The 18,237-nt window shown below is 67.1% G+C and carries 19 protein-coding genes; 12 read left to right on the top strand and 7 right to left on the bottom strand.

Features of this window, described 5'->3' with window-relative positions; genetic code table 11:
- Nucleotides 1-161: 161 nt before the first annotated feature.
- Nucleotides 162-3,638, top strand: coding sequence for a pyruvate carboxylase (gene pyc / locus ACQY46_RS03010; protein ID WP_428698834.1), 3,477 nt, complete (start codon nt 162-164; stop codon nt 3,636-3,638).
- A gap of 8 nt (nt 3,639-3,646) precedes the next feature.
- On the top strand, nt 3,647-4,855 hold the full coding sequence (locus ACQY46_RS03005) for a winged helix-turn-helix domain-containing protein (RefSeq protein WP_428698833.1): 1,209 nt from the start codon (nt 3,647-3,649) through the stop codon (nt 4,853-4,855).
- A gap of 41 nt (nt 4,856-4,896) precedes the next feature.
- On the opposite strand, the gene ACQY46_RS03000 is transcribed toward ACQY46_RS03005, so the two are convergent.
- Both ACQY46_RS03000 and ACQY46_RS02995 read right to left on the bottom strand, forming a co-directional pair.
- The gene (locus tag ACQY46_RS03000) at nt 4,897-5,349 is read right to left on the bottom strand and encodes a host attachment protein (protein ID WP_428698832.1); all 453 of its coding nucleotides are present in this window, start codon (nt 5,347-5,349) and stop codon (nt 4,897-4,899) included.
- 147 nt (nt 5,350-5,496) lie between these two features.
- Nucleotides 5,497-5,937, bottom strand: coding sequence for a low molecular weight protein-tyrosine-phosphatase (locus tag ACQY46_RS02995; RefSeq protein ID WP_428698831.1), 441 nt, complete (start codon nt 5,935-5,937; stop codon nt 5,497-5,499).
- Nucleotides 5,938-6,078: 141 nt separating this feature from the next.
- Between ACQY46_RS02995 and ACQY46_RS02990 the strand changes: the two genes are divergently transcribed.
- Entirely contained in the window at nt 6,079-6,372 is a 294-nt protein-coding gene (locus ACQY46_RS02990) for a 4a-hydroxytetrahydrobiopterin dehydratase (protein WP_428698830.1), read from the top strand.
- Nucleotides 6,373-6,401: 29 nt separating this feature from the next.
- Here the strand turns inward: ACQY46_RS02990 and ACQY46_RS02985 are convergent, their stop codons facing one another.
- Nucleotides 6,402-6,638: a sulfurtransferase TusA family protein gene (locus ACQY46_RS02985; protein ID WP_428698829.1), complete on the bottom strand. Its 237-nt coding sequence runs from the start codon at nt 6,636-6,638 to the stop codon at nt 6,402-6,404.
- Between the two features lie 140 nt (nt 6,639-6,778).
- Between ACQY46_RS02985 and ACQY46_RS02980 the strand changes: the two genes are divergently transcribed.
- The 6 genes from ACQY46_RS02980 to ACQY46_RS02955 all read left to right on the top strand — a co-directional run bounded on the left by ACQY46_RS02980 (nt 6,779) and on the right by ACQY46_RS02955 (nt 11,129).
- Nucleotides 6,779-7,330, top strand: coding sequence for a DUF924 family protein (locus ACQY46_RS02980; RefSeq protein ID WP_428698828.1), 552 nt, complete (start codon nt 6,779-6,781; stop codon nt 7,328-7,330).
- A gap of 369 nt (nt 7,331-7,699) precedes the next feature.
- Nucleotides 7,700-8,038, top strand: coding sequence for a P-II family nitrogen regulator (locus ACQY46_RS02975; RefSeq protein ID WP_428698827.1), 339 nt, complete (start codon nt 7,700-7,702; stop codon nt 8,036-8,038).
- A 25-nt stretch (nt 8,039-8,063) separates the two neighbouring features.
- The gene (locus tag ACQY46_RS02970) at nt 8,064-9,404 is read left to right on the top strand and encodes an ammonium transporter (protein WP_428698826.1); all 1,341 of its coding nucleotides are present in this window, start codon (nt 8,064-8,066) and stop codon (nt 9,402-9,404) included.
- Between the two features lie 221 nt (nt 9,405-9,625).
- On the top strand, nt 9,626-10,054 hold the full coding sequence (locus tag ACQY46_RS02965; protein ID WP_306028736.1) for a hypothetical protein: 429 nt from the start codon (nt 9,626-9,628) through the stop codon (nt 10,052-10,054).
- 20 nt (nt 10,055-10,074) lie between these two features.
- The gene (locus ACQY46_RS02960; protein ID WP_428698825.1) at nt 10,075-10,602 is read left to right on the top strand and encodes a GNAT family N-acetyltransferase; all 528 of its coding nucleotides are present in this window, start codon (nt 10,075-10,077) and stop codon (nt 10,600-10,602) included.
- 191 nt (nt 10,603-10,793) lie between these two features.
- Nucleotides 10,794-11,129 carry a hypothetical protein gene (locus tag ACQY46_RS02955; RefSeq protein WP_428698824.1) on the top strand — a complete coding sequence of 112 codons (336 nt, stop codon included), beginning with the start codon at nt 10,794-10,796 and terminating at the stop codon, nt 11,127-11,129.
- Between the two features lie 95 nt (nt 11,130-11,224).
- Here ACQY46_RS02955 and ggt read toward each other — a convergent pair whose 3' ends face one another.
- Complete coding sequence (gene ggt / locus ACQY46_RS02950) at nt 11,225-12,817, bottom strand: gamma-glutamyltransferase (RefSeq protein ID WP_428698823.1); 1,593 nt, start codon at nt 12,815-12,817, stop codon at nt 11,225-11,227.
- A gap of 230 nt (nt 12,818-13,047) precedes the next feature.
- Between ggt and ACQY46_RS02945 the strand changes: the two genes are divergently transcribed.
- Complete coding sequence (locus tag ACQY46_RS02945; protein ID WP_306028732.1) at nt 13,048-13,482, top strand: GlcG/HbpS family heme-binding protein; 435 nt, start codon at nt 13,048-13,050, stop codon at nt 13,480-13,482.
- Nucleotides 13,483-13,563: 81 nt separating this feature from the next.
- Here ACQY46_RS02945 and phaR read toward each other — a convergent pair whose 3' ends face one another.
- Nucleotides 13,564-14,184, bottom strand: coding sequence for a polyhydroxyalkanoate synthesis repressor PhaR (phaR, locus tag ACQY46_RS02940; protein WP_428698822.1), 621 nt, complete (start codon nt 14,182-14,184; stop codon nt 13,564-13,566).
- Nucleotides 14,185-14,524: 340 nt separating this feature from the next.
- On the opposite strand from phaR, the gene ACQY46_RS02935 reads away from it, so the two are divergent.
- Together ACQY46_RS02935 and phbB are read left to right on the top strand one after the other, a co-directional pair.
- Nucleotides 14,525-15,706, top strand: a complete 1,182-nt coding sequence (locus ACQY46_RS02935) for an acetyl-CoA C-acetyltransferase (RefSeq protein WP_428698821.1) — start codon at nt 14,525-14,527, stop codon at nt 15,704-15,706.
- A 150-nt stretch (nt 15,707-15,856) separates the two neighbouring features.
- Nucleotides 15,857-16,585 carry an acetoacetyl-CoA reductase gene (phbB, locus tag ACQY46_RS02930; RefSeq protein WP_428698820.1) on the top strand — a complete coding sequence of 243 codons (729 nt, stop codon included), beginning with the start codon at nt 15,857-15,859 and terminating at the stop codon, nt 16,583-16,585.
- 274 nt (nt 16,586-16,859) lie between these two features.
- Here phbB and rpmF read toward each other — a convergent pair whose 3' ends face one another.
- Both rpmF and mtgA read right to left on the bottom strand, forming a co-directional pair.
- A complete protein-coding gene (rpmF, locus tag ACQY46_RS02925) occupies nt 16,860-17,045 on the bottom strand; it encodes a 50S ribosomal protein L32 (protein WP_306028727.1) in 186 nt (61 codons plus the stop codon).
- A gap of 166 nt (nt 17,046-17,211) precedes the next feature.
- Entirely contained in the window at nt 17,212-18,042 is an 831-nt protein-coding gene (gene mtgA, locus ACQY46_RS02920; RefSeq protein ID WP_428698819.1) for a monofunctional biosynthetic peptidoglycan transglycosylase, read from the bottom strand.
- Nucleotides 18,043-18,237: the final 195 nt, after the last annotated feature.

Below are 18,237 nucleotides of genomic sequence, written 5' to 3'. Positions count from 1 at the left end.
GGTTTACCTGTCCGTGCCATTCTGGCACGCCGATAGGGGCGGTGGACCTGCCTATGGCCGTGACTGCCCGTTGCCGCCTTCCCATTCGGGGATCTGGCCGTTAGAAGGCGGTGACGCAAAGGCACTGGCGGGGAGGTGTTCCGCCGGCAGTTTGAGGAGGGATGCTTTTGGCCATTCGCAAGATACTCGTCGCCAACCGGTCCGAGATCGCGATCCGTATTTTCCGTGCGGCGAACGAACTGGGCATGCGTACGGTTGCAGTCTATGCCGAGCAGGACAAGCTGGCGCTGCACCGGTTCAAGGCGGACGAGGCGTACCAGATCGGACGCGGGCCGCATCTCGCCGAACCGCTCGGTCCGATCGAAGCCTATCTGTCGATCCCCGAAATCATGCGGGTGGCCAAGGCGGCAGGTGTCGACGCCATCCATCCCGGCTACGGCTTTCTCTCCGAAAGCCCCGAATTCGCCGAGGCCTGCGCCGAGGCCGGCGTCATCTTCATCGGCCCGTCACCGGACACGATGCGCCGGCTCGGCAACAAGGTGGCGGCGCGCAACCTGGCGATCGAGGCCGGCGTTCCGGTGATGCCGGCGACCGACCCGCTGCCCGACGACATGACGGAAGTTCGCCGGCAGGCCGCCGCCATCGGCTATCCGGTGATGCTCAAGGCCTCCTGGGGCGGTGGCGGTCGCGGCATGCGCGTCATCCGCGACGAGGAGACGCTCATCCGCGATGTCGACGCGGCCAAGCGCGAGGCGAAGGCCGCCTTCGGCAAGGACGAGATCTATCTGGAAAAGCTTGTCGAGCGCGCCCGCCACGTGGAAGTGCAGATCCTCGGCGACGCGCATGGCAATCTCGTCCACCTGTTCGAGCGCGACTGCTCCATCCAGCGCCGCCACCAGAAGGTGGTGGAGCGCGCACCGGCCCCGTATCTGTCGGCCGAGCAGCGCACGCGGATCAGCGAATACGGCCTGAAGATCGGCCGGGCGTCGGACTATCGCGGCGCCGGCACGGTCGAATTCCTGATGGATGCCGATACCGGCGACTTCTATTTCATCGAGGTCAATCCGCGCGTCCAGGTCGAGCACACGGTGACGGAGGAAGTCACCGGCATCGACATCGTCAAGGCGCAGATCCGCATCGCCGCCGGCGCAATGATCGGCGATGCCGGCTCGGGCGTGCCGGCGCAGGGCGACATCCGCCTCAACGGCCATGCCCTGCAGTGCCGGATCACCACCGAGGATCCGGAGCAGAATTTCATTCCCGATTATGGCCGCATCACCGCCTATCGCGGCGCCACCGGGTTCGGCATCCGGCTTGACGGGGGCACCGCCTATTCGGGCGCGGTGATCACCCGCTTCTACGATCCGCTGCTGGAGAAGGTGACGGCCTGGGCGCCGTCGGCCGAAGAGGCGGCGCAGCGGATGGACCGGGCGTTGCGCGAGTTCCGCATCCGCGGCGTTGCCACCAATCTCGTCTTCCTGGAAAACGTCATCGGCCATCCCGATTTCCGGGCGAACAGCTACACCACGCGCTTCATCGACGAGACGCCGGCCCTGTTCGAGCAGGTCACGCGCCGCGACCGGGCGACCAAGCTCCTGACCTATATCGCGGACGTCACCGTCAATGGCCATCCGGAGACCAAGACGCGGCCGCGCCCGGCGCAGGATGCGCCGGTGCCGCTCGCCCCGGTCTATGCGGGCGAGACGAAGAAGGGCACCCGGCAGCTTCTCGATGAGCTCGGGCCGTCGGGGTTTGCCGACTGGATGAAGGCGGAGCGCCGCACGCTCGTTACCGACACGACCATGCGCGATGCCCACCAGTCGCTGCTCGCCACCCGCATGCGCACCTTCGATATCGCGGCGGTGGCGGAGGCCTATTCGCGCGGGTTGCCGCAGCTCTTCTCGCTTGAATGCTGGGGCGGGGCGACGTTCGACGTCGCCATGCGTTTCCTCACCGAGGATCCCTGGGAGCGGCTGCGAATGGTGCGCGAGCGGGCACCCAATATCCTGCTGCAGATGCTCCTGCGCGGCGCCAATGGCGTCGGCTACGCCAATTATCCGGACAATGTGGTGCGCGACTTCGTCGCCCGCGCGGCGGAGAACGGCGTCGATCTCTTCCGCGTCTTCGACTGCCTCAACTGGGTGGAGAACATGCGCGTCTCGCTCGACGCGGTGATCGAGGCGGACAAGCTGTGCGAGGGGACGATCTGCTACACCGGCGATCTCAATGACAGCGCCCGGCCGAAATACGACCTTGCCTATTATGTCCGGCTGGCGAAGGAGCTTGAACGCGCCGGCTGCCACATCCTCGGCGTCAAGGACATGGCCGGGCTGATGAAGCCGGAGGCGGCGCGGCAGCTGTTCACCGCGCTGAAGCGCGAGGTCGGCCTGCCGATCCACTTTCACACGCATGACACATCGGGCATTTCCGCGGCGACAGTGCTGGCCGCCGTCGAGGCCGGGGTCGACGCGGTCGACGCCGCGATGGACGCCTTCTCGGGCCTCACCTCGCAGCCGGCGCTGGGCTCGCTTGCGGCCGCGCTTCGCGACGGGCCGCGCGACACCGGGCTCGACCCGAAGGTGATCCGCGAGATTTCCTTCTACTGGGAAGCGGTGCGGGCCCAGTATCGGGCCTTCGAGAGCGATCTCAAGGCGCCTGCCTCGGAGGTCTACCTGCACGAGATGCCCGGCGGCCAGTTCACCAACCTGAAGGAACAGGCACGTTCGCTCGGCCTGGAGACCCGCTGGCACGAGGTGGCGCAGGCCTATCACGACGTCAACATGATGTTCGGCGACATCGTCAAGGTGACGCCGTCCTCCAAGGTCGTCGGCGACATGGCGCTGATGATGGTGGCGCAGGGGCTTTCGGTCGCCGACGTGCTGGCGCCGGACAAGGACGTGGCCTTCCCCGACAGCGTCGTGCAGATGATGCGCGGCGATCTCGGCCAGTCGCCGGGCGGTTGGCCCAGGGACATTCAGGCGCGGGTGCTGAAGGGCGAGAGCCCGATCACCGTGCGTCCCGGCTCGCTGCTCGCCGATGACGATCTTGCGGCCCGCCGCGCGGAAGCCGCGGAGAAAATCGGCACGGATGTCGACGACGCGGACCTTGCCTCCTACCTCATGTATCCGAAGGTGTTCACGGACTTTGCCGCCGCCCGCGATCTCTACGGTCCGGTGAGCGTGCTGCCGACGCCGGTCTATTTCTACGGATTGCCGGCCGGCGAGGAGATCATGATCGACCTGGAGCCGGGCAAGACGCTGGTCGTGCGCACCCAGGCCGTTGGCGAAACGGACGAGAATGGCGAACGCAAGGTGTTCTTCGAGCTGAACGGCCAGCCGCGCATCATCAAGGTGCCGGACCGGGCGCATGGCGCGGCCGGAGCGGCCGTGCGGCGCAAGGCCGAGGCCGGCAACGCCGCCCATGTCGGTGCGCCGATGCCGGGTGTCATCTCCACGGTCGCGGTGAAGGGCGGGCAGAGCGTTGCCGCCGGCGACGTGCTGGTTTCCATCGAGGCGATGAAGATGGAGACGGCGCTGCATGCGGACCGCGCGGGCACCATCGCGGAAGTGCTGGTGACGCCCGGACAGCAGGTCGACGCAAAGGACCTGCTGGTCGTCTTCGAGGCGGGCGGGGACTGAGCGCGGGGATGGTGCTGAGGATCGCCGCTTCCGACCTGCGACGGGTGTTCCTGCACCTGCAGGGACTGTCCGACCCGCCGGCGCGCCGGGTCGGCGGCGACGCGCTGTGCGACCTGGTCGAGCGTCTCGGCTTCGTCCAGGTCGACAGCATCAACACCGTCACCCGCGCCCATCACCAGATCCTGTTCTCGCGCAACCAGACCTATCGCGAGAACGGGCTCACCCGGCTGCTGGAGCGCGACCGGGCGCTGTTCGAGAACTGGACCCATGACGCGGCGGTGATCCCGTCAAGCGCCTGGCCCTATTGGCGTCACCGCTTCGAGCGCCAGCGCGAACGGCTGAAGGCGCGCTGGACCAACTGGCACGGGGGCGATTTTCACCACGAGATCGACCGGGTGCGCGACCATATAGTGGAGAACGGGCCCTCGCGCGGGCGGGATTTCGACGGCGAGCGGGAGCGCAAGCAGCCGGGCTGGTGGAACTGGCAGCCGGGCAAGACGGCGCTGGAATATCTCTGGCGCACCGGCGAGATCGCCGTCACCGCACGGGAGAATTTCGCCAAGATCTACGACCTTGCCGAGCGGGTCATTCCCGGCGAGCATTTTTCCCACGAGGTCAGCCACACGGAGTTCGTCGACTGGGCCTGCCGCGAGGCGCTTGCGCGGCTCGGCGTGGCGACGCCCGGCGAGATCGCCGCCTTCTACGACCTGGTCAAGCCGGAGGAGGCGAAAGCCTGGTGCGCGGCGCAGGAGGGACGCACGATCCTGCCGGTGGAGATCGATTTCGGCAAGGACATGCCGCGGCGGGCGAGTTTCGCGCGTCCCGATATCGAGGCGCTGGTCGCCAATGCGCCGGAACCTCCGGCGCGCGTGCGGGCGCTCAGCCCCTTCGATCCGGTGCTGCGCGACCGCAAGCGGGCCGAGCGGCTGTTCGGCTTCTTCTACCGGATCGAGGTCTTCGTGCCGGCGCCGAAGCGGACCTATGGCTACTATGTCTATCCGCTCATGGAAAAGGACCGGCTGATCGGCCGCATCGACATGATCTGCCGGCGGGCGGAGGGCGAGCTTCTGGTGACCGCCTTCTGGCCGGAACGCGGCATCCGTCTTGGCGAGGGCCGGCTTGCCCGGCTGGAGGCCGAGCTTGCCCGCATGGCCCGCTTCACCGGCATGGACCGCGTGCGCCTGGCCGATGGCTGGCGACGCGATCCGGCCGGCTGAGACGGCTTTCCCGTCAGTTATTGCCTGTCGGTTCCTGCCCGTCAGTTCTTGGTGGTCAGGATCCGCTCGATTTCCTCCGGCGGATGCTTGGTCAGGGTCTTGTCGACTTCGGCGACGACGCGCGAGGCCACTTCCTTGTGGAACTCCTTGCGCAGGTCACCAAGCGTCATCGGCGGGGCGACGACGACCAGCTTGGAGAAGCGCCCCTTGTGGGCTTCCTTGTAGAGCACGGCGGCGATCCTGCCGGCGAAGCGGTGCTTCTCGATCGTGTGCCAGTCGGTCGGCTCCATCGCGCTGCGGTTCGGCCCCGGGCCGTCATTGCGCCGTCCGGGTGCGTCGGTGCCCTGCTGCGATGTCGGCGGGTTGTCCTGTTCCAGGACCCGGAGAACCTCGAGGTTGGGATAGTCGGCATCGCCCTGGTTGCGGAAGAAGAGGGCCTTTTCGCCGTCTCCCACCAGCACCCAGCTGTCGTGCTCGATACGCAATCCGCTCATGATCGGGTCTCCTTCGCGAGTATCGCCGATGCTTTCCGGCATCGGGTGCGCCTGCGACCCAAAGCGCGCCGCAAGCGTTCGCCCCCCGTCACTTCACGTAGGTATGCGTTCGCGGCTTTTGAATAGCCGGGGCCAAACGGCCGCAGCTCAGGTCGCGTTCCCGCGTTCGGCAAGCAGCGCCGCGCATCCCTGTTCGAGCATCGCGTGGACATCGGCGAAGCCGTCGTCGCCGCCATAATAGGGATCCGGAACGTCCCGCTCCAGGAACCGGCGCAGTTGCGCGCGCGCACCGACGGGAGCGATGGCCCGCAAGTCCTCCAGGTTGGCGTCATCCATCGCCAGGATCAGGTCGAAGCGGGAGAAGTCGTCGCGCGAGACCTGGCGGGCACGCAAGGAAGAGATGTCGATGCCGTGGCGCGCGGCGATGGCGACGGAGCGCGGGTCGGGCGCCTTGCCGACATGCCAGGCGGCGGTGCCGGCGCTGTCGACCTCGATCTCCGGCCGGTCGCGGGCCATCGCGCGCAGGATGCCCTCGGCCAGCGGCGAACGGCAGATATTGCCAAGACAGACGAACAGGATGCGTGTCATCTCGCAGGTTCCCTTGTTGCGGCCCGGGGCCGGGCGCCGATTGTCCTGCCGCTTCCGGCGGCGGTGGTTGTCTTGCCGCCTCGCCCGTGTTCCCATCGTGGCTCCCGGATGTCCCCGGGGGCGGAGGCAAGGAGACAGATCATGACGGAGAAACTCGCCCTTGATGCCCGCGCCGATGCCCTTGCCGCGCTTGCCGGATGGCGGGAGGTCGAGGGGCGTGACGCGATCGCCCGCACCTTCACCTTCAAGGATTTCAACGAGGCCTTCGGCTTCATGACGCGGGCAGCGCTGGTCGCGGAGAAGATGAACCACCATCCGGAATGGTTCAATGTCTACAAGACCGTCGAGGTGGTGCTGACGACCCATGATGCCGGCGGTCTCAGCGATCTCGACCTGCGCCTTGCGCGGGCCATGGACCGGATCGCCGGGGCCTGACGCGGGCGGGCGTGATGGCGGCGAGGCTCTCAGCCGCGCTCCACCGTGAAGACATGGACCTCGTCTTCCGCCGTCTCGCGGGACAGCAGCCGGTGACCGGCCTCCTGGCAGAAATGGGGAATGTCGATCACCGACATGGGATCCGTCGACAGGATGCGAACGCGCGCACCCGGCCGCATCGCCGTCATCGCCTTGCGGGTCTTGAGCACCGGCAGCGGGCATTTCAGCCCCTTCAGGTCCAGTTCGTGATCGACATCGTCCGTCATGCGGGGGTCTCCGGCCCGGTCTTCGCGTCCGCTTCTCCCGCCCCGATCCGCTCCGAACGCCGGCGGGAATTGTGCGGGGGCCGCGAGGGATGCAATGATCCGCCTCCCGAACCACGTCCCGACAGGAGCATATGTCCCCGATGACCAGCGGCAAGCCCGATGCGACCGATATTCTCGATTTCTGGTGGATGGCAGGCCCGCCCAGATGGTTCGCCCGCAGCGATGCGTTCGACGAGGAGATCCGTGACCGCTTCGGCGCGCTGGTCGCGGCGGCGCGCGAGGGCGAACTGGATGACTGGGCCGAGGCGCCGCACGGGGCGCTGGCGCTCCTTCTCCTGCTCGACCAGTTCCCCCGGAATATCTACCGGGGCGATCCGCTGGCCTTCGCCTCCGACGCGCGCGCCCGCACGATCGCCGGCAAGGCCGTGGAGGCCGGGTTCGACCGGGTGTTTCCCAAACAGGCGCGCCCGTTCTTCTACCTGCCGTTCGAGCATGCGGAGGAGATGGCGGCGCAGGAACGCAGCGTCGACCTGTTCCGCCGCCATGGCGAGCAGGAAGCCTATCTCTACGCGCTCATCCATCTCGACGTGATCCGGCGCTTCGGCCGGTTCCCGCACCGCAACGCGGTGCTGGGGCGGGTGTCGAGCGACGCCGAGAAGGCGTTCCTGGCGGATGGCGGCTTCAGCGCCTGAGCGGAACTGCACAAAATATGTGCACATAATTTAGCCACATTCGGTCACCGGATGTGGCTATTTTTTGTGCAGTCGGAGGAGTGCCCATGCCGGCTGCGGACCCTGCTCCGCCGGGTCCCGGGCACCTCGATCAAGCCTTTGTTCTTGTTATTTTAATTCCTGATTTCCGGATGCTTTTGGCGGCGTTTTTCGCGGCGCAGCATGAGTTGGCACGCTCCTTGATACCAGTAACGCGGCGTTAACCGGACCGGTCGTTTGCGCGGCATCACTGCCGTCGGGGTCCGCCGGCACAAGCCAGCAGCGGCTGACCGATGCGCGAAGGTGCGTCGGGCCGGTGAAAGCGAAACAGGGAAAGGAACGGAAGCGAGCATGAAAATCGTGATGGCAATCATCAAGCCGTTCAAGCTCGACGAGGTGCGCGACGCCCTCACGAGCCTCGGCGTCCAGGGGCTGACCGTGACCGAGGTCAAGGGCTACGGCCGGCAGAAGGGACACACGGAAATCTATCGCGGCACCGAATATGCCGTCAGCTTCCTGCCGAAACTGAAGATCGAGGTCGCCGTGGCCTCCGACCTTGCCGACAAGGTGGTCGAGGCCATCGCCGGCGCTGCCAAGACCGGCCAGATCGGCGACGGCAAGATCTTCGTCTACGCGCTCGACCAGGTTCAGCGCATCCGCACCGGCGAAACCGACGCCGCCGCGCTTTGATCCATTCCGAGCAGAGGAAACCACGATGAATACTCGTTTCAAGATCGCCGGAACGGCTTCGCTTGCGCTTCTCGCGGCGACCGGTGCGGCTCTCGCCCAGGACACGACGGCCGCTGCAGAGGCGCCGCAATATGCGCTCGCTTCCGAGACGGCCTATATCTTCAACACGCTGCTGTTCCTTATCGGCGGCTTCCTGGTCATGTGGATGGCGGCGGGCTTTGCCATGCTCGAGGCCGGCATGGTGCGTTCCAAGAACGTGTCGATGCAGTGCCTGAAGAACATCACGCTCTATTCGATCGCCGGCCTGATGTTCTGGATCACCGGCTACAACCTCATGTACACGGGCGTCGACGGCGGCTACATGGGCTCCTTCGGCCCCTACGCGATGGATGCGGTCGGCGGCAATGCCCTCGACACCGGCTACTCGACGGCGTCCGACTGGTTCTTCCAGATGGTGTTCTGCGCCACCACGGCGTCGATCGTCTCCGGCACCCTGGCCGAGCGCATCAAGCTGTGGCCCTTCCTCATCTTCACGGTCATCCTGACCGGCATCATCTATCCGATCGCCGGTTCCTGGGAATGGGGCGCGGGCTGGCTCGACGGCATGGGCTTCTCGGACTTCGCCGGCTCCACCCTGGTGCATTCGGTCGGCGGCTGGGCAGCGCTTGCAGGCGCCCTGGTGCTCGGCGCCCGTACCGGCAAGTACACGGCCAACGGCGTGCATCCGATGCCCGGTTCTTCCATGCCGCTCGCCACGCTCGGCACGTTCATCCTGTGGCTCGGCTGGTTCGGTTTCAACGGCGCCTCGCAGCTTGCCATGGGCACCATCGGTGACGTCACCGACGTGTCGCGGATCTTCGTCAACACCAACATGGCGGCGGCAGCCGGCGTCGTGGTCGCGGTGATCCTCACCCAGATCATGTACAAGAAGGTCGACGTGACCATGGCGCTCAACGGCGCGCTGGCCGGCCTGGTGTCGATCACCGCCGAGCCGCTGGCGCCGTCCGTGTGGCAGGCGGTGTTCATCGGCGCCGTCGGCGGCGTGATCGTCGTCTTCGCCGTGCCGCTGCTCGACAAGCTGAAGATCGACGATGTCGTCGGCGCGATCCCGGTCCACCTGGTGGCCGGCATCTGGGGCACGCTGATCGTGCCGCTGTCGAACTCCGACGCGACCTATGGCGTGCAGATCATCGGCATCGCCGCCTATGGCGTCTTCACCTTCGGCTTCAGCCTGGTTGTCTGGCTGGCGCTGAAGTCGACCATCGGCATTCGCGTGACGCCCGAGGAAGAGGCGCTTGGCCTCGACAAGGTCGAGGTCGGCGTCGAGGCCTATCCGGAATTCGGCCAGGGCAGCCAGCGCGTCTGAGCCCGGCCGGCAAAGTCTCCCGAAGCAGTCGCCGTGACCGGCGGCTGCACCTTGAAGCCCGGGGTTCGTCCCCGGGCTTTTTTTGCGTGCCGACGGCCATTGCCGTTTGCCCCGCGAGGCGGCATCCTGCACTCCGCTTCGGGGGGCATGCGCTGCCCGGGCGTCCGGACATTTCCGATCCCGCCCGTCAGGTTCCCGGGGCAGAACGCAAGGACCATGGCATGCCGCTGATCGTCTCAATCCCGCTCACCGTGGCGCCGCTTCTCGTCTACAACATCCTGGCCTTCTCGCTGCTCGGCGATGCCGGCGGGGATCCGTGGCAGGCGCCGGTGCTGACGCTGGAGCTTGTTTCCGGAGCCCGCTTCACGCTGGTGATCGGCGACCTGATGATCATCGCCGGACTTGCTCTGCTCTTCGTCGAATTGCTCAAGGCGACCCGCACCGGCGTCGTCGCGCTCACCGACCACATCCTGTCGACGCTGGTCTTCATCGCTTATCTGGTCGAATTCCTGACCGTGCGCGAGGCGGCGACCTCGGTGTTCTTCATCCTGATGTGCGTGACGCTGGTCGATGTCATCGCCGGGTTCTCGATCACCATCACCGGCGCACGACGCGACTTCGGCGTTTCCAACGGCGATCACCTGCGCTGAACCACCGGACGGCTTTCGCCATGTTGCCGGACTTCTCGACCGAGCGACTTTTCCTGCGGCCGCGGACAATCGCCGATCTCGATGCCTGCCTCGCCATGGACCGCGACCGGGAGGTGACGCGGTTCATTGCCGGTCCCTGGGCCGATCCGAAGGCGCATGAGGCCTTCGTGCGGGCCCGCATGCTGCGCGACTGGGGAGCGGGGCTCGGCTACTGGTCGATCGCCGCGCGCTCCGCGCCGGATCGCTTCCTCGGCTGGATCCTGCTGCTTCCGCTTGATGACGAGGGGCCGGATGTCGAGATCGGCTGGCGGCTGGTGCGCGCCGCCTGGGGCCTTGGCCATGCGTCGGAGGCCGCCCGCCCGGTCGTTGCCCACGCCTTCGACACGCTCCGGCTTTCGCGGATCGTTGCCGGGATCGATCCCGGCAACGCCGGCTCGATCCGGGTTGCGGAAAAGATCGGCATGCGGCGGGACGCCGCTGCCCCTGCCGGGACCGGCTACACCGCTTTTGTCATGACCCGGGACGATTTTCGCGGCATCGGGGCGTGAAAGACGAGCGGGGCCTGCCCGTGCCGGCCCGCTATCCCCATGCACTGCAGCTCCGGAATCCGTGGAAAACCGGGCTTTTCGGCCGCTTCTCACCTAAAAGTTAACAAAACCTTACCTTCTGGCACGGCATTTGCGCTAAATTCTACGGCAACAAAGCCAATGTCCCGAATTGGCACGCCGGGGAGGCGAGAATGCGGATCGAACAGGGATACCGTCCCGCGAGGGGACCTGGAGAGACAAGGCGCAACGCGCGCACCGAGACCGGCGCGGCAGCGCAGGCCGACGCGTCCCTCACCCGCGAAATCGTCGCCGTCGATCCGGTCGCGGCGGTCAGGACCGACCGCTTCTACGGGTTTCACCGGCCGAACGCGGGTTTCATCGCCCAGCTGATCGCCACGCGCGAGCAGCTGCCGCAGACGCGCGCGCGCCGCCGCGCGGCGCCGGCCGAGGCGATCGACGCCTACCGGACCGCCGAGCGCCAGCCGCGCATCCTGCCCGCCGGTCGCATCCTCGCCGTCAGCCGGTGAGGCCAGGCAGCTGCGCAGATCACTGGTTTTGCAAATGAAAACCCCGCCCGGCAGGCTGCCGTGCGGGGTTTGTCGTTTCTGCGGGGCGCGGCGGCTCAGTAGCCGATGGCGCAGCCGTCCTTGCGCGGGTCGGATCCGCCGATGAGCATGCCGCTTGCCCGGTCGATGAGGATCGCCTGGGCGCCGCCGATCGGTTCGTTCGACGGCGTCACCTTGTGGCCGAGCGCGCGCAGGCCCGCCACGGTACCCTCCGGCACCCAGCGCTCGGCCTGCAGCACATGGGTCATCTCGTCGAAGAACATGCGCGGCGCGTCGATCGCCTGCTGCGGGTCCATGCCGAAGTCGACCATGTTGGTCAGCACATGCGCATGGCCGCAGGGCTGGTAACCGCCACCCATCACGCCGAAGGACAGGAACGGACGCCCGTCCTTCATGACCATCGCGGGAATGATCGTGTGCAAGGGGCGCTTGCCGCCGTCGATGCAGTTGGGATGGCCCGGTTGCAGACGGAAACAGGCGCCGCGATTCTGCAGCAGCACGCCGCTTTTCGGTGCGCAGATGCCCGACCCGAAATCCTTGTAGACCGAGTTGATCAGCGACACGGCCATGCCGTCGGCATCGACGACGGACAGGTAGACGGTGTCGGATGACGGGCCGAGCAGGGCCGGCGGGATGTCGGTCATCCGTGCCGTCGGTGACATGCGGGCGGCGAGCCTGTCGAGATAGCTGCCCGCCAGGAACGCGTCGGGGCCATGGTCCATATGCGCCGGATCGGCGAGGAACAGGTCGCGCACGGAATAGGCAATCCGTCCGGCCTCGAGTTGCAGGTGGAAGCGCTCGGCGCCGATCGGGTTGAGCGGGGCGAGATCGAAGCGCTCGAGCAGGCCGAGCATGACCAGCGCGATGAAACCCTGGCCGTTGGGCGGCAGCTCGACCACGTCAACGCCGCGATAGTTGCGGCTCACCGGGGTCATCGGCAGGGTGGTCATGCCGGCAAGGTCGTCGAGCGTCATCAACCCGCCCCTGGCGGCCAGCGTGTCGACGATGTCGTGCGCCACCTCGCCCTCGTAGAAGGCGGATGCGCCTTCGGCGGCGATCTTCTCCAGGGTGCGGGCAAGGGCCTGATGGCGCATCACGGTTCCCGCCTTCGGCACCTTGCCATCGACGAGATACTCGGCCGCCGCGCCGGCATCGGCCGACAGCTTTTCCCGGTTGCGGGTCCAGTCATGGGCGACGCGCGGGGCGACCGCGTAACCGTCGCGGGCATAGGAGATCGCGCGCTTGAGGACGTCGGAGAGGCTTCGCCGGCCGTGGGCTGCGAGCAGGTCCTGCCAGGCGCGCACCGCGCCGGGGACGGTGACGGCATGCGGGCCGTGCGGGTCGATCGCGGTGACGCCGAGTTCAGCAAGCCGCGCCGGGGTGGCGGCCTTGGGCGCGGGGCCGGAGCCGTTGATGCCGGAAATCGTGCCGTCGGGCCTGGCGACAATGGCGAAGCAGTCGCCGCCGATGCCGGTCATCTGCGGCTCGACCACGGCAAGAACGGCGGCAGCGGCCACCGCCGCGTCGACCGCATTGCCACCGCCTTGCAGCACTTCAAGCGCGGCGGCGCTGGCGAGCGGATGGGACGTTGCGGCCATCGCGTTGGGCGCATAGGCGGTCGAGCGTCCGGGAGCGTGGAAATCGCGCATGCTGGGCCTTCCTTCTTGTTGGCGGCTGGCCGGCGAGGGTGCAAACGGGCCGCAAGGGCGGGAGGGGACGGGTTGTCCGGGCGATGAGGGAGGCAGGATAGAAGGTGGCGGGGTCTATTGTTTCCGCATCAGAATGAGTGATTATCGTTTTTGTCCGTTTGTTGGCAACCGGGACGCTGATAGCCAGTTCACGGAACAGTACCGCAAGCCGACCGGGAGACCATATCGCAATGAGCAAACTCACTCTTGCCCAGGCGGAAAAGATCATCGCCTCCGCCTTCGCCAGGGGGGCGGAACTGTCCCTCAAGCCGCTCACCGTCGCCGTGCTCGACGCGGGCGGCCATCTGGTGGCGCTGTCGCGCCAGGACGGTTCCTCGATCCTGCGTCCGCAGGTGGCCAGCGGAAAGGCCTTCGGCGCCGTTGCCGTGGGCGCCGGCTCGCGCTGGCTCGACGACAACGCCAAGACACGGCCGCATTTCGTGCAGGCGCTGAACGGGGCGGCCGGAGGGGCCATCGTGCCGGTGCCCGGCGGCGTGCTGATCCGCGAGGCCAAGGGCGGCGAGATCCTCGGTGCGGTGGGTATCAGCGGCGACACGTCCGACAATGACGAGGCCTGCGCGATTGCCGGTATCGAGGCGATCGGCCTGACGCCGGACCAGGGCTGAGCCTCGCGGCCCGGCTCGTTGCCGGGCATCTCGACCGATCAACCTTGCAGCGGGCGCCGGTGACGGCGCCCGCCCGCCTGCTCAGCCCTTGCCGCCGCCGTCGGCGATGGAATCGATCTTCTTCTGCATGTCGGCGAGCTGCCGCTTCAGCGCATCGAGGTCGTCGGCGCTCGCCGCGGCCGATCCCTTTGCCGGATCGGCGGACCGTGACTGCTGTTCGGCCTGCCCTCCCTCGCCTTCACCCTCCTTGCCCGTGCCGAAGGGCAGGAACATGCGCATCGCCCGGTCGAATATCTCGGCGTTGCGCTTGACCTGGTCCTCGATCACGTCGAAGGCGGTGGAGCCCAGGGCATTGGACATCTGCTCGCGCATCCGGTCCTGCTCCCTGGTGAGCGAGGAGATGGAGAAGTCGAGATAGCTCGGCACCACGTTCTGCATGCTGTCGCCGTAAAAGCGGATGAGCTGGCGCAGGAACGTGATCGGCAGCAGGTTCTGCCCCTTGTTCTCCTGCTCGAAGATGATCTGGGTGAGCACCGAGCGGGTGATTTCGTCGCCGCTCTTGGCGTCGAAGACCACGAAATCCTCTTCGGCCTTGACCATCAGGGCGAGGTCTTCCAGCGTCACATAGGTGCTGGTGCCGGTGTTGTAGAGGCGGCGGTTGGCGTATTTCTTGATCATCGTCGGCTCGGTCGTCTTTGCCATGTCGATTTTCGGATCCCGGCTTTGCGCACCGTTCTCGGCCCGGTGCGTCTTTCCTCCCAGCGACGCGCGCGCATTGCAAGCGCGCCCGCGACGTCTCCTGCACTGCACGATAAGCCAATCGTGGCCGGGCGCACCACCGTTTTATCGACGGCATTCGCGCGCGCCGCTCCGACGAAAGAATGACCCGCCTCGCGCCGGTTTTGCCCGGTGCGGCCGGGGGTTCCGGTTGACTACGGTCGCGCGGGCGTCTCTAGTTCGGGGGAAAGCGCGCGCGTGAAGCCAAACGCAAAAGAGGGGACGCGCGCCACGGGAGGTCCGGAAAGTCTCGGGAGATCATGAAATGAGCGCAGCCACCGACGTCGTTATTGTCAGCGCCACTCGCAGCGCGGTCGGGTCCTTCAACGGAGCCTTCGCCAACACCCCCGCCCACGAACTCGGCGCGGCCATCATCCGCTCCGCCCTGGAGCGCGCCTCGGTCGCCGCCGCCGACGTGGACGAGGTCGTCTTCGGCCAGGTCCTCACCGCCGGCCAGGGCCAGAACCCGGCCCGCCAGGCCGCCATCCTAGCCGGCATTCCCGACAGTGCCACCGCCTGGGTGCTGAACCAGGTCTGCGGTTCCGGGCTGCGCACCGTCGCCATCGCCATGCAGCAGATCGCGGCGGGGGATGCCTCGGTGGTCGTTGCCGGCGGCCAGGAGAACATGTCGCTGTCGCCGCACTGCGCCCATATGCGCGCCGGCTACAAGATGGGCGACTACAAGATGATCGACACGATGATCAAGGACGGGTTGTGGGACGCCTTCAACGGCTACCACATGGGCCAGACGGCGGAAAACGTCGCCGAGAAGTGGCAGATCTCGCGCGACCAGCAGGACCAGTTCGCCGTCGCCTCGCAGAACAAGGCGGAAGCCGCCCAGAAGGCCGGCCGCTTCAAGGACGAGATCACGCCCTTCACAATCAAGGAGCGCAAGGGCGACCGCGTTGTCGAGGAGGACGAGTATATCCGCCACGGCGCCAGCCTCGACGGCATGGCGAAGCTGCGTCCGGCCTTTGCCAAGGAGGGCACCGTGACCGCCGGCAATGCCTCGGGCATCAATGACGGCGCCGCCGCGCTGGTGGTGATGAGTGCCGCGGAAGCCGCCAGGCGCGGCCTGACGCCGCTGGCCCGGGTCGCCTCCTGGGCAACCGCCGGTGTCGATCCGACGATCATGGGCTCGGGTCCGATCCCGGCCTCGCGCAAGGCGCTTGCCAAGGCCGGCTGGAAGGTCGAGGACCTCGGCCTAGTGGAAGCCAACGAGGCCTTCGCTGCCCAGGCCTGTGCGGTCAACAAGGACATGGGCTGGAACCCGGACATCGTCAATGTCAATGGCGGGGCCATTGCCATCGGCCATCCGATCGGCGCCTCGGGCGCCCGCGTTCTGGTCACGCTTCTGCACGAGATGGCGCGCCGCGACGTGAAGAAGGGCCTTGCGACGCTTTGCATCGGCGGCGGCATGGGCGTGGCACTCTGCGTCGAGCGCTGATCCGCCAGGCGCCGGTCCGGCTCGGAGGGGCCGGACCTTGTTGACAGGGATCATGGCGGGAGACGAGCGGACTGCCATGATCCATCGCATACCGGAAGAACGGGCTGCCGCCAGAGGCATCGGCGGCCTGCAACACGCGGGAGGAAATGCATGAGCAATGTGGCAATCGTGACGGGCGGCACCCGGGGCATCGGGGCGGCGATCTCGAAGGGCCTGAAGGACGCCGGCTATACGGTCGCGGCGACCTATGCGGGCAACACCGAGAAGGCCGAGGCGTTCAGGGCCGAGACGGGCATCCATGTCTACCAATGGGATGTCGCCGATGCCGCCGCCTGCCAGGATGGTGTCGCCCAGGTCGTGTCGGATCTCGGCGCGGTCGAGGTGCTCGTCAACAATGCAGGGATCACCCGCGACGGCTGGTTTCACAAGATGGACTACGAGCAGTGGTCGGCGGTGATCCGCACCAATCTCGACAGCATGTTCACAATGACGCGCCCGGTGATCGACGGGATGCGCGAGCGTGGCCATGGCCGGATCGTCAACATCTCCTCGATCAACGGCCAGAAGGGCCAGCTCGGCCAGACCAACTATTCGGCGGCCAAGGCCGGCGTCATCGGCTTCACCAAGGCGCTTGCCTCGGAAAACGCCCGCAAGGGCATCACGGTCAACGCCATCTGCCCCGGCTATATCGATACGGACATGGTCGCGGCCGTGCCGGAGAAGGTGCTGGAGGGGATTATCGCCGGCATTCCGGTCGGGCGACTGGGCCAGGCGGAGGAGATCGCGGCGGCGGTTGCCTATCTCGCCTCGAACCAGGCGGCCTTCATGACCGGCGCGGTGCTGACCATCAATGGCGGCCAGTATTACGCCAACGGCTGAGTGGGGCCTTCCGGCCGGAGACAGACATCAGGTCAGGGACAGGCATCGGGCCCGTCCTGACCATCGAGGCTCCCGGGCATGCCGGGAGCCTCTTTTTTTGGGGCAATGCGTGTGGTGCGCGGCGGGCGGCATTCTGCCGCGGGGCGCGCGTTGGAGGCCCGATTTGTGAGGCGGGGAAACGCGAAAAAGGCCGGTGCTCGCGCGCCGGCCTCTTCAACGTGTCGTGCTTGTCGCCGTGCGCGACGTCAGGCCCGCAAGGGCCGCGACATCACGCTCAGACGTCGTCCTTCGGCGCCAGGATCTGACGGCCCCGGTACATGCCGGTCTTCAGATCGACGTGATGCGGGCGGCGAAGCTCGCCCGAATCCTTGTCCTCGACATAAGTCGGCTGCCTCAGGGCGTCCGTGGAGCGACGCGCGCCGCGCTTCATGCGCGAGGTTTTTCTCTTCGGAACGGCCATTGTTCTTCTCTCCGTCGTGCAATAACCATCGGAACCCGGACCGGGTCAGCCCGGGGCGTGGGTCCGCACGGTGTGCAGGAATGGCGGGCTTATACCGAACCTTGCGCCGCTTTGCCAGCCCGAATGGCAAAAAATTTGGTGCGCGCGGGGCGAATCTTTTCCGTCCTCACGAGCCGAAACCCGGCAGGCAGCCGAGATGGGCGTCGATGGCGGAGGCCCGGCCCCGGTTGATGCGCGCCAGGCGGTCGTGCCCGGGGCGCGGCCGGGCCGGATTGCGGGCCAGCGGATTGGGCAGCGCGGTGGCGAGCCGGGCGGCTTCCGTGCGGCTGAGATCGGCGGCCGGCTTGCCGAACCAGGACTGTGCGGCGGCCTCGGCGCCGAACACCCCCTCGCCCCATTCGGCGATGTTGAGATAGATCTCCAGGAGCCGGCGCTTGGTCAGCATGGCGTCGAGCATCAGGGCCAGCGGCAGCTCCATCGCCTTGCGGATGTAGTCCCGGTCGTTCCACAGGAACAGGTTCTTGGCGACCTGCATGGTCAGCGTCGAGGCGCCGCGCGGATTCTCGCCCTCGTTCAGCGCCTCGATCTGCTTGTCGAGCGCCTCCCAGTCGATGCCGTTGTGCTCGCAGAAGCGCGCATCCTCCGAGGCGATCACCGAGCGAACGAGATGCGGGGAGATCGCGTCGAGGCGCACATAGGTCCGCTCGACCCAAAGCCCGCTCACATAGCGGCCGAGCATCAGGGTGCTGACCGGCGGCACGACCGCGTAGAGAAGGGTGAGCACGGGCGGCAGCAGTAGCAGCGCCAGCAGTGCCCGCAGCACCCAGCGGCGCACTTGCCGTGTCAGGGACGAACGTCCGCCCTTGCCCTCGCTCCCGGGCTCGTCCCGCTTGCCGCCCCTCATCGGCAGTGCGCCTGCAGCGGGCGCCGCGTCATGATCCTCGAATGTTTCGCCATCGCGGCTCGCACGCTCCCCGGCCACATCTGCGCCCTGCAATCCCGGTTTCCGTCAACGAGACCTGCGCAACACGTCCTTGTGGTGAATACAGGCAGTCGCGGGAGCGCACAACTCGCCGGGCCCGATTGCGGCGGGGGGCGCCCCCGGTCGATCCGCCCGGTTGACCTGCGGCTTGATTTTCTACACTGAAACCGGGAGGGACGTTGTCCCCGCCCTGTCGTTCCCAGCCAGCCG

The organism is Stappia sp. (assembly GCF_965276915.1).
Classification (GTDB): Bacteria; Pseudomonadota; Alphaproteobacteria; order Rhizobiales; family Stappiaceae; genus Stappia.
Note: the sequence above shows the minus strand (reverse complement) of the source record. Positions and strands in the feature narration are given on the sequence as shown.

Coding starts and splice junctions, on each gene's coding strand:
- ACQY46_RS02945 (WP_306028732.1), top strand. CDS start 13,048: ATGAGCAAACTCACTCTTGCCCAGGCGGAAAAGATCATCGCCTCCGCC.
- ACQY46_RS02985 (WP_428698829.1), bottom strand. CDS start 6,638: ATGACGGACGATGTCGATCACGAACTGGACCTGAAGGGGCTGAAATGC.
- ACQY46_RS02955 (WP_428698824.1), top strand. CDS start 10,794: ATGCGGATCGAACAGGGATACCGTCCCGCGAGGGGACCTGGAGAGACA.
- ACQY46_RS02980 (WP_428698828.1), top strand. CDS start 6,779: ATGACCAGCGGCAAGCCCGATGCGACCGATATTCTCGATTTCTGGTGG.
- ACQY46_RS02995 (WP_428698831.1), bottom strand. CDS start 5,937: ATGACACGCATCCTGTTCGTCTGTCTTGGCAATATCTGCCGTTCGCCG.
- ACQY46_RS02990 (WP_428698830.1), top strand. CDS start 6,079: ATGACGGAGAAACTCGCCCTTGATGCCCGCGCCGATGCCCTTGCCGCG.
- ACQY46_RS02975 (WP_428698827.1), top strand. CDS start 7,700: ATGAAAATCGTGATGGCAATCATCAAGCCGTTCAAGCTCGACGAGGTG.
- ACQY46_RS02935 (WP_428698821.1), top strand. CDS start 14,525: ATGAGCGCAGCCACCGACGTCGTTATTGTCAGCGCCACTCGCAGCGCG.
- ACQY46_RS02960 (WP_428698825.1), top strand. CDS start 10,075: ATGTTGCCGGACTTCTCGACCGAGCGACTTTTCCTGCGGCCGCGGACA.
- pyc (WP_428698834.1), top strand. CDS start 162: ATGCTTTTGGCCATTCGCAAGATACTCGTCGCCAACCGGTCCGAGATC.
- ACQY46_RS03000 (WP_428698832.1), bottom strand. CDS start 5,349: ATGAGCGGATTGCGTATCGAGCACGACAGCTGGGTGCTGGTGGGAGAC.
- ACQY46_RS02970 (WP_428698826.1), top strand. CDS start 8,064: ATGAATACTCGTTTCAAGATCGCCGGAACGGCTTCGCTTGCGCTTCTC.
- ggt (WP_428698823.1), bottom strand. CDS start 12,817: ATGCGCGATTTCCACGCTCCCGGACGCTCGACCGCCTATGCGCCCAAC.
- ACQY46_RS03005 (WP_428698833.1), top strand. CDS start 3,647: ATGGTGCTGAGGATCGCCGCTTCCGACCTGCGACGGGTGTTCCTGCAC.
- ACQY46_RS02965 (WP_306028736.1), top strand. CDS start 9,626: ATGCCGCTGATCGTCTCAATCCCGCTCACCGTGGCGCCGCTTCTCGTC.
- phaR (WP_428698822.1), bottom strand. CDS start 14,184: ATGGCAAAGACGACCGAGCCGACGATGATCAAGAAATACGCCAACCGC.
- rpmF (WP_306028727.1), bottom strand. CDS start 17,045: ATGGCCGTTCCGAAGAGAAAAACCTCGCGCATGAAGCGCGGCGCGCGT.
- phbB (WP_428698820.1), top strand. CDS start 15,857: ATGAGCAATGTGGCAATCGTGACGGGCGGCACCCGGGGCATCGGGGCG.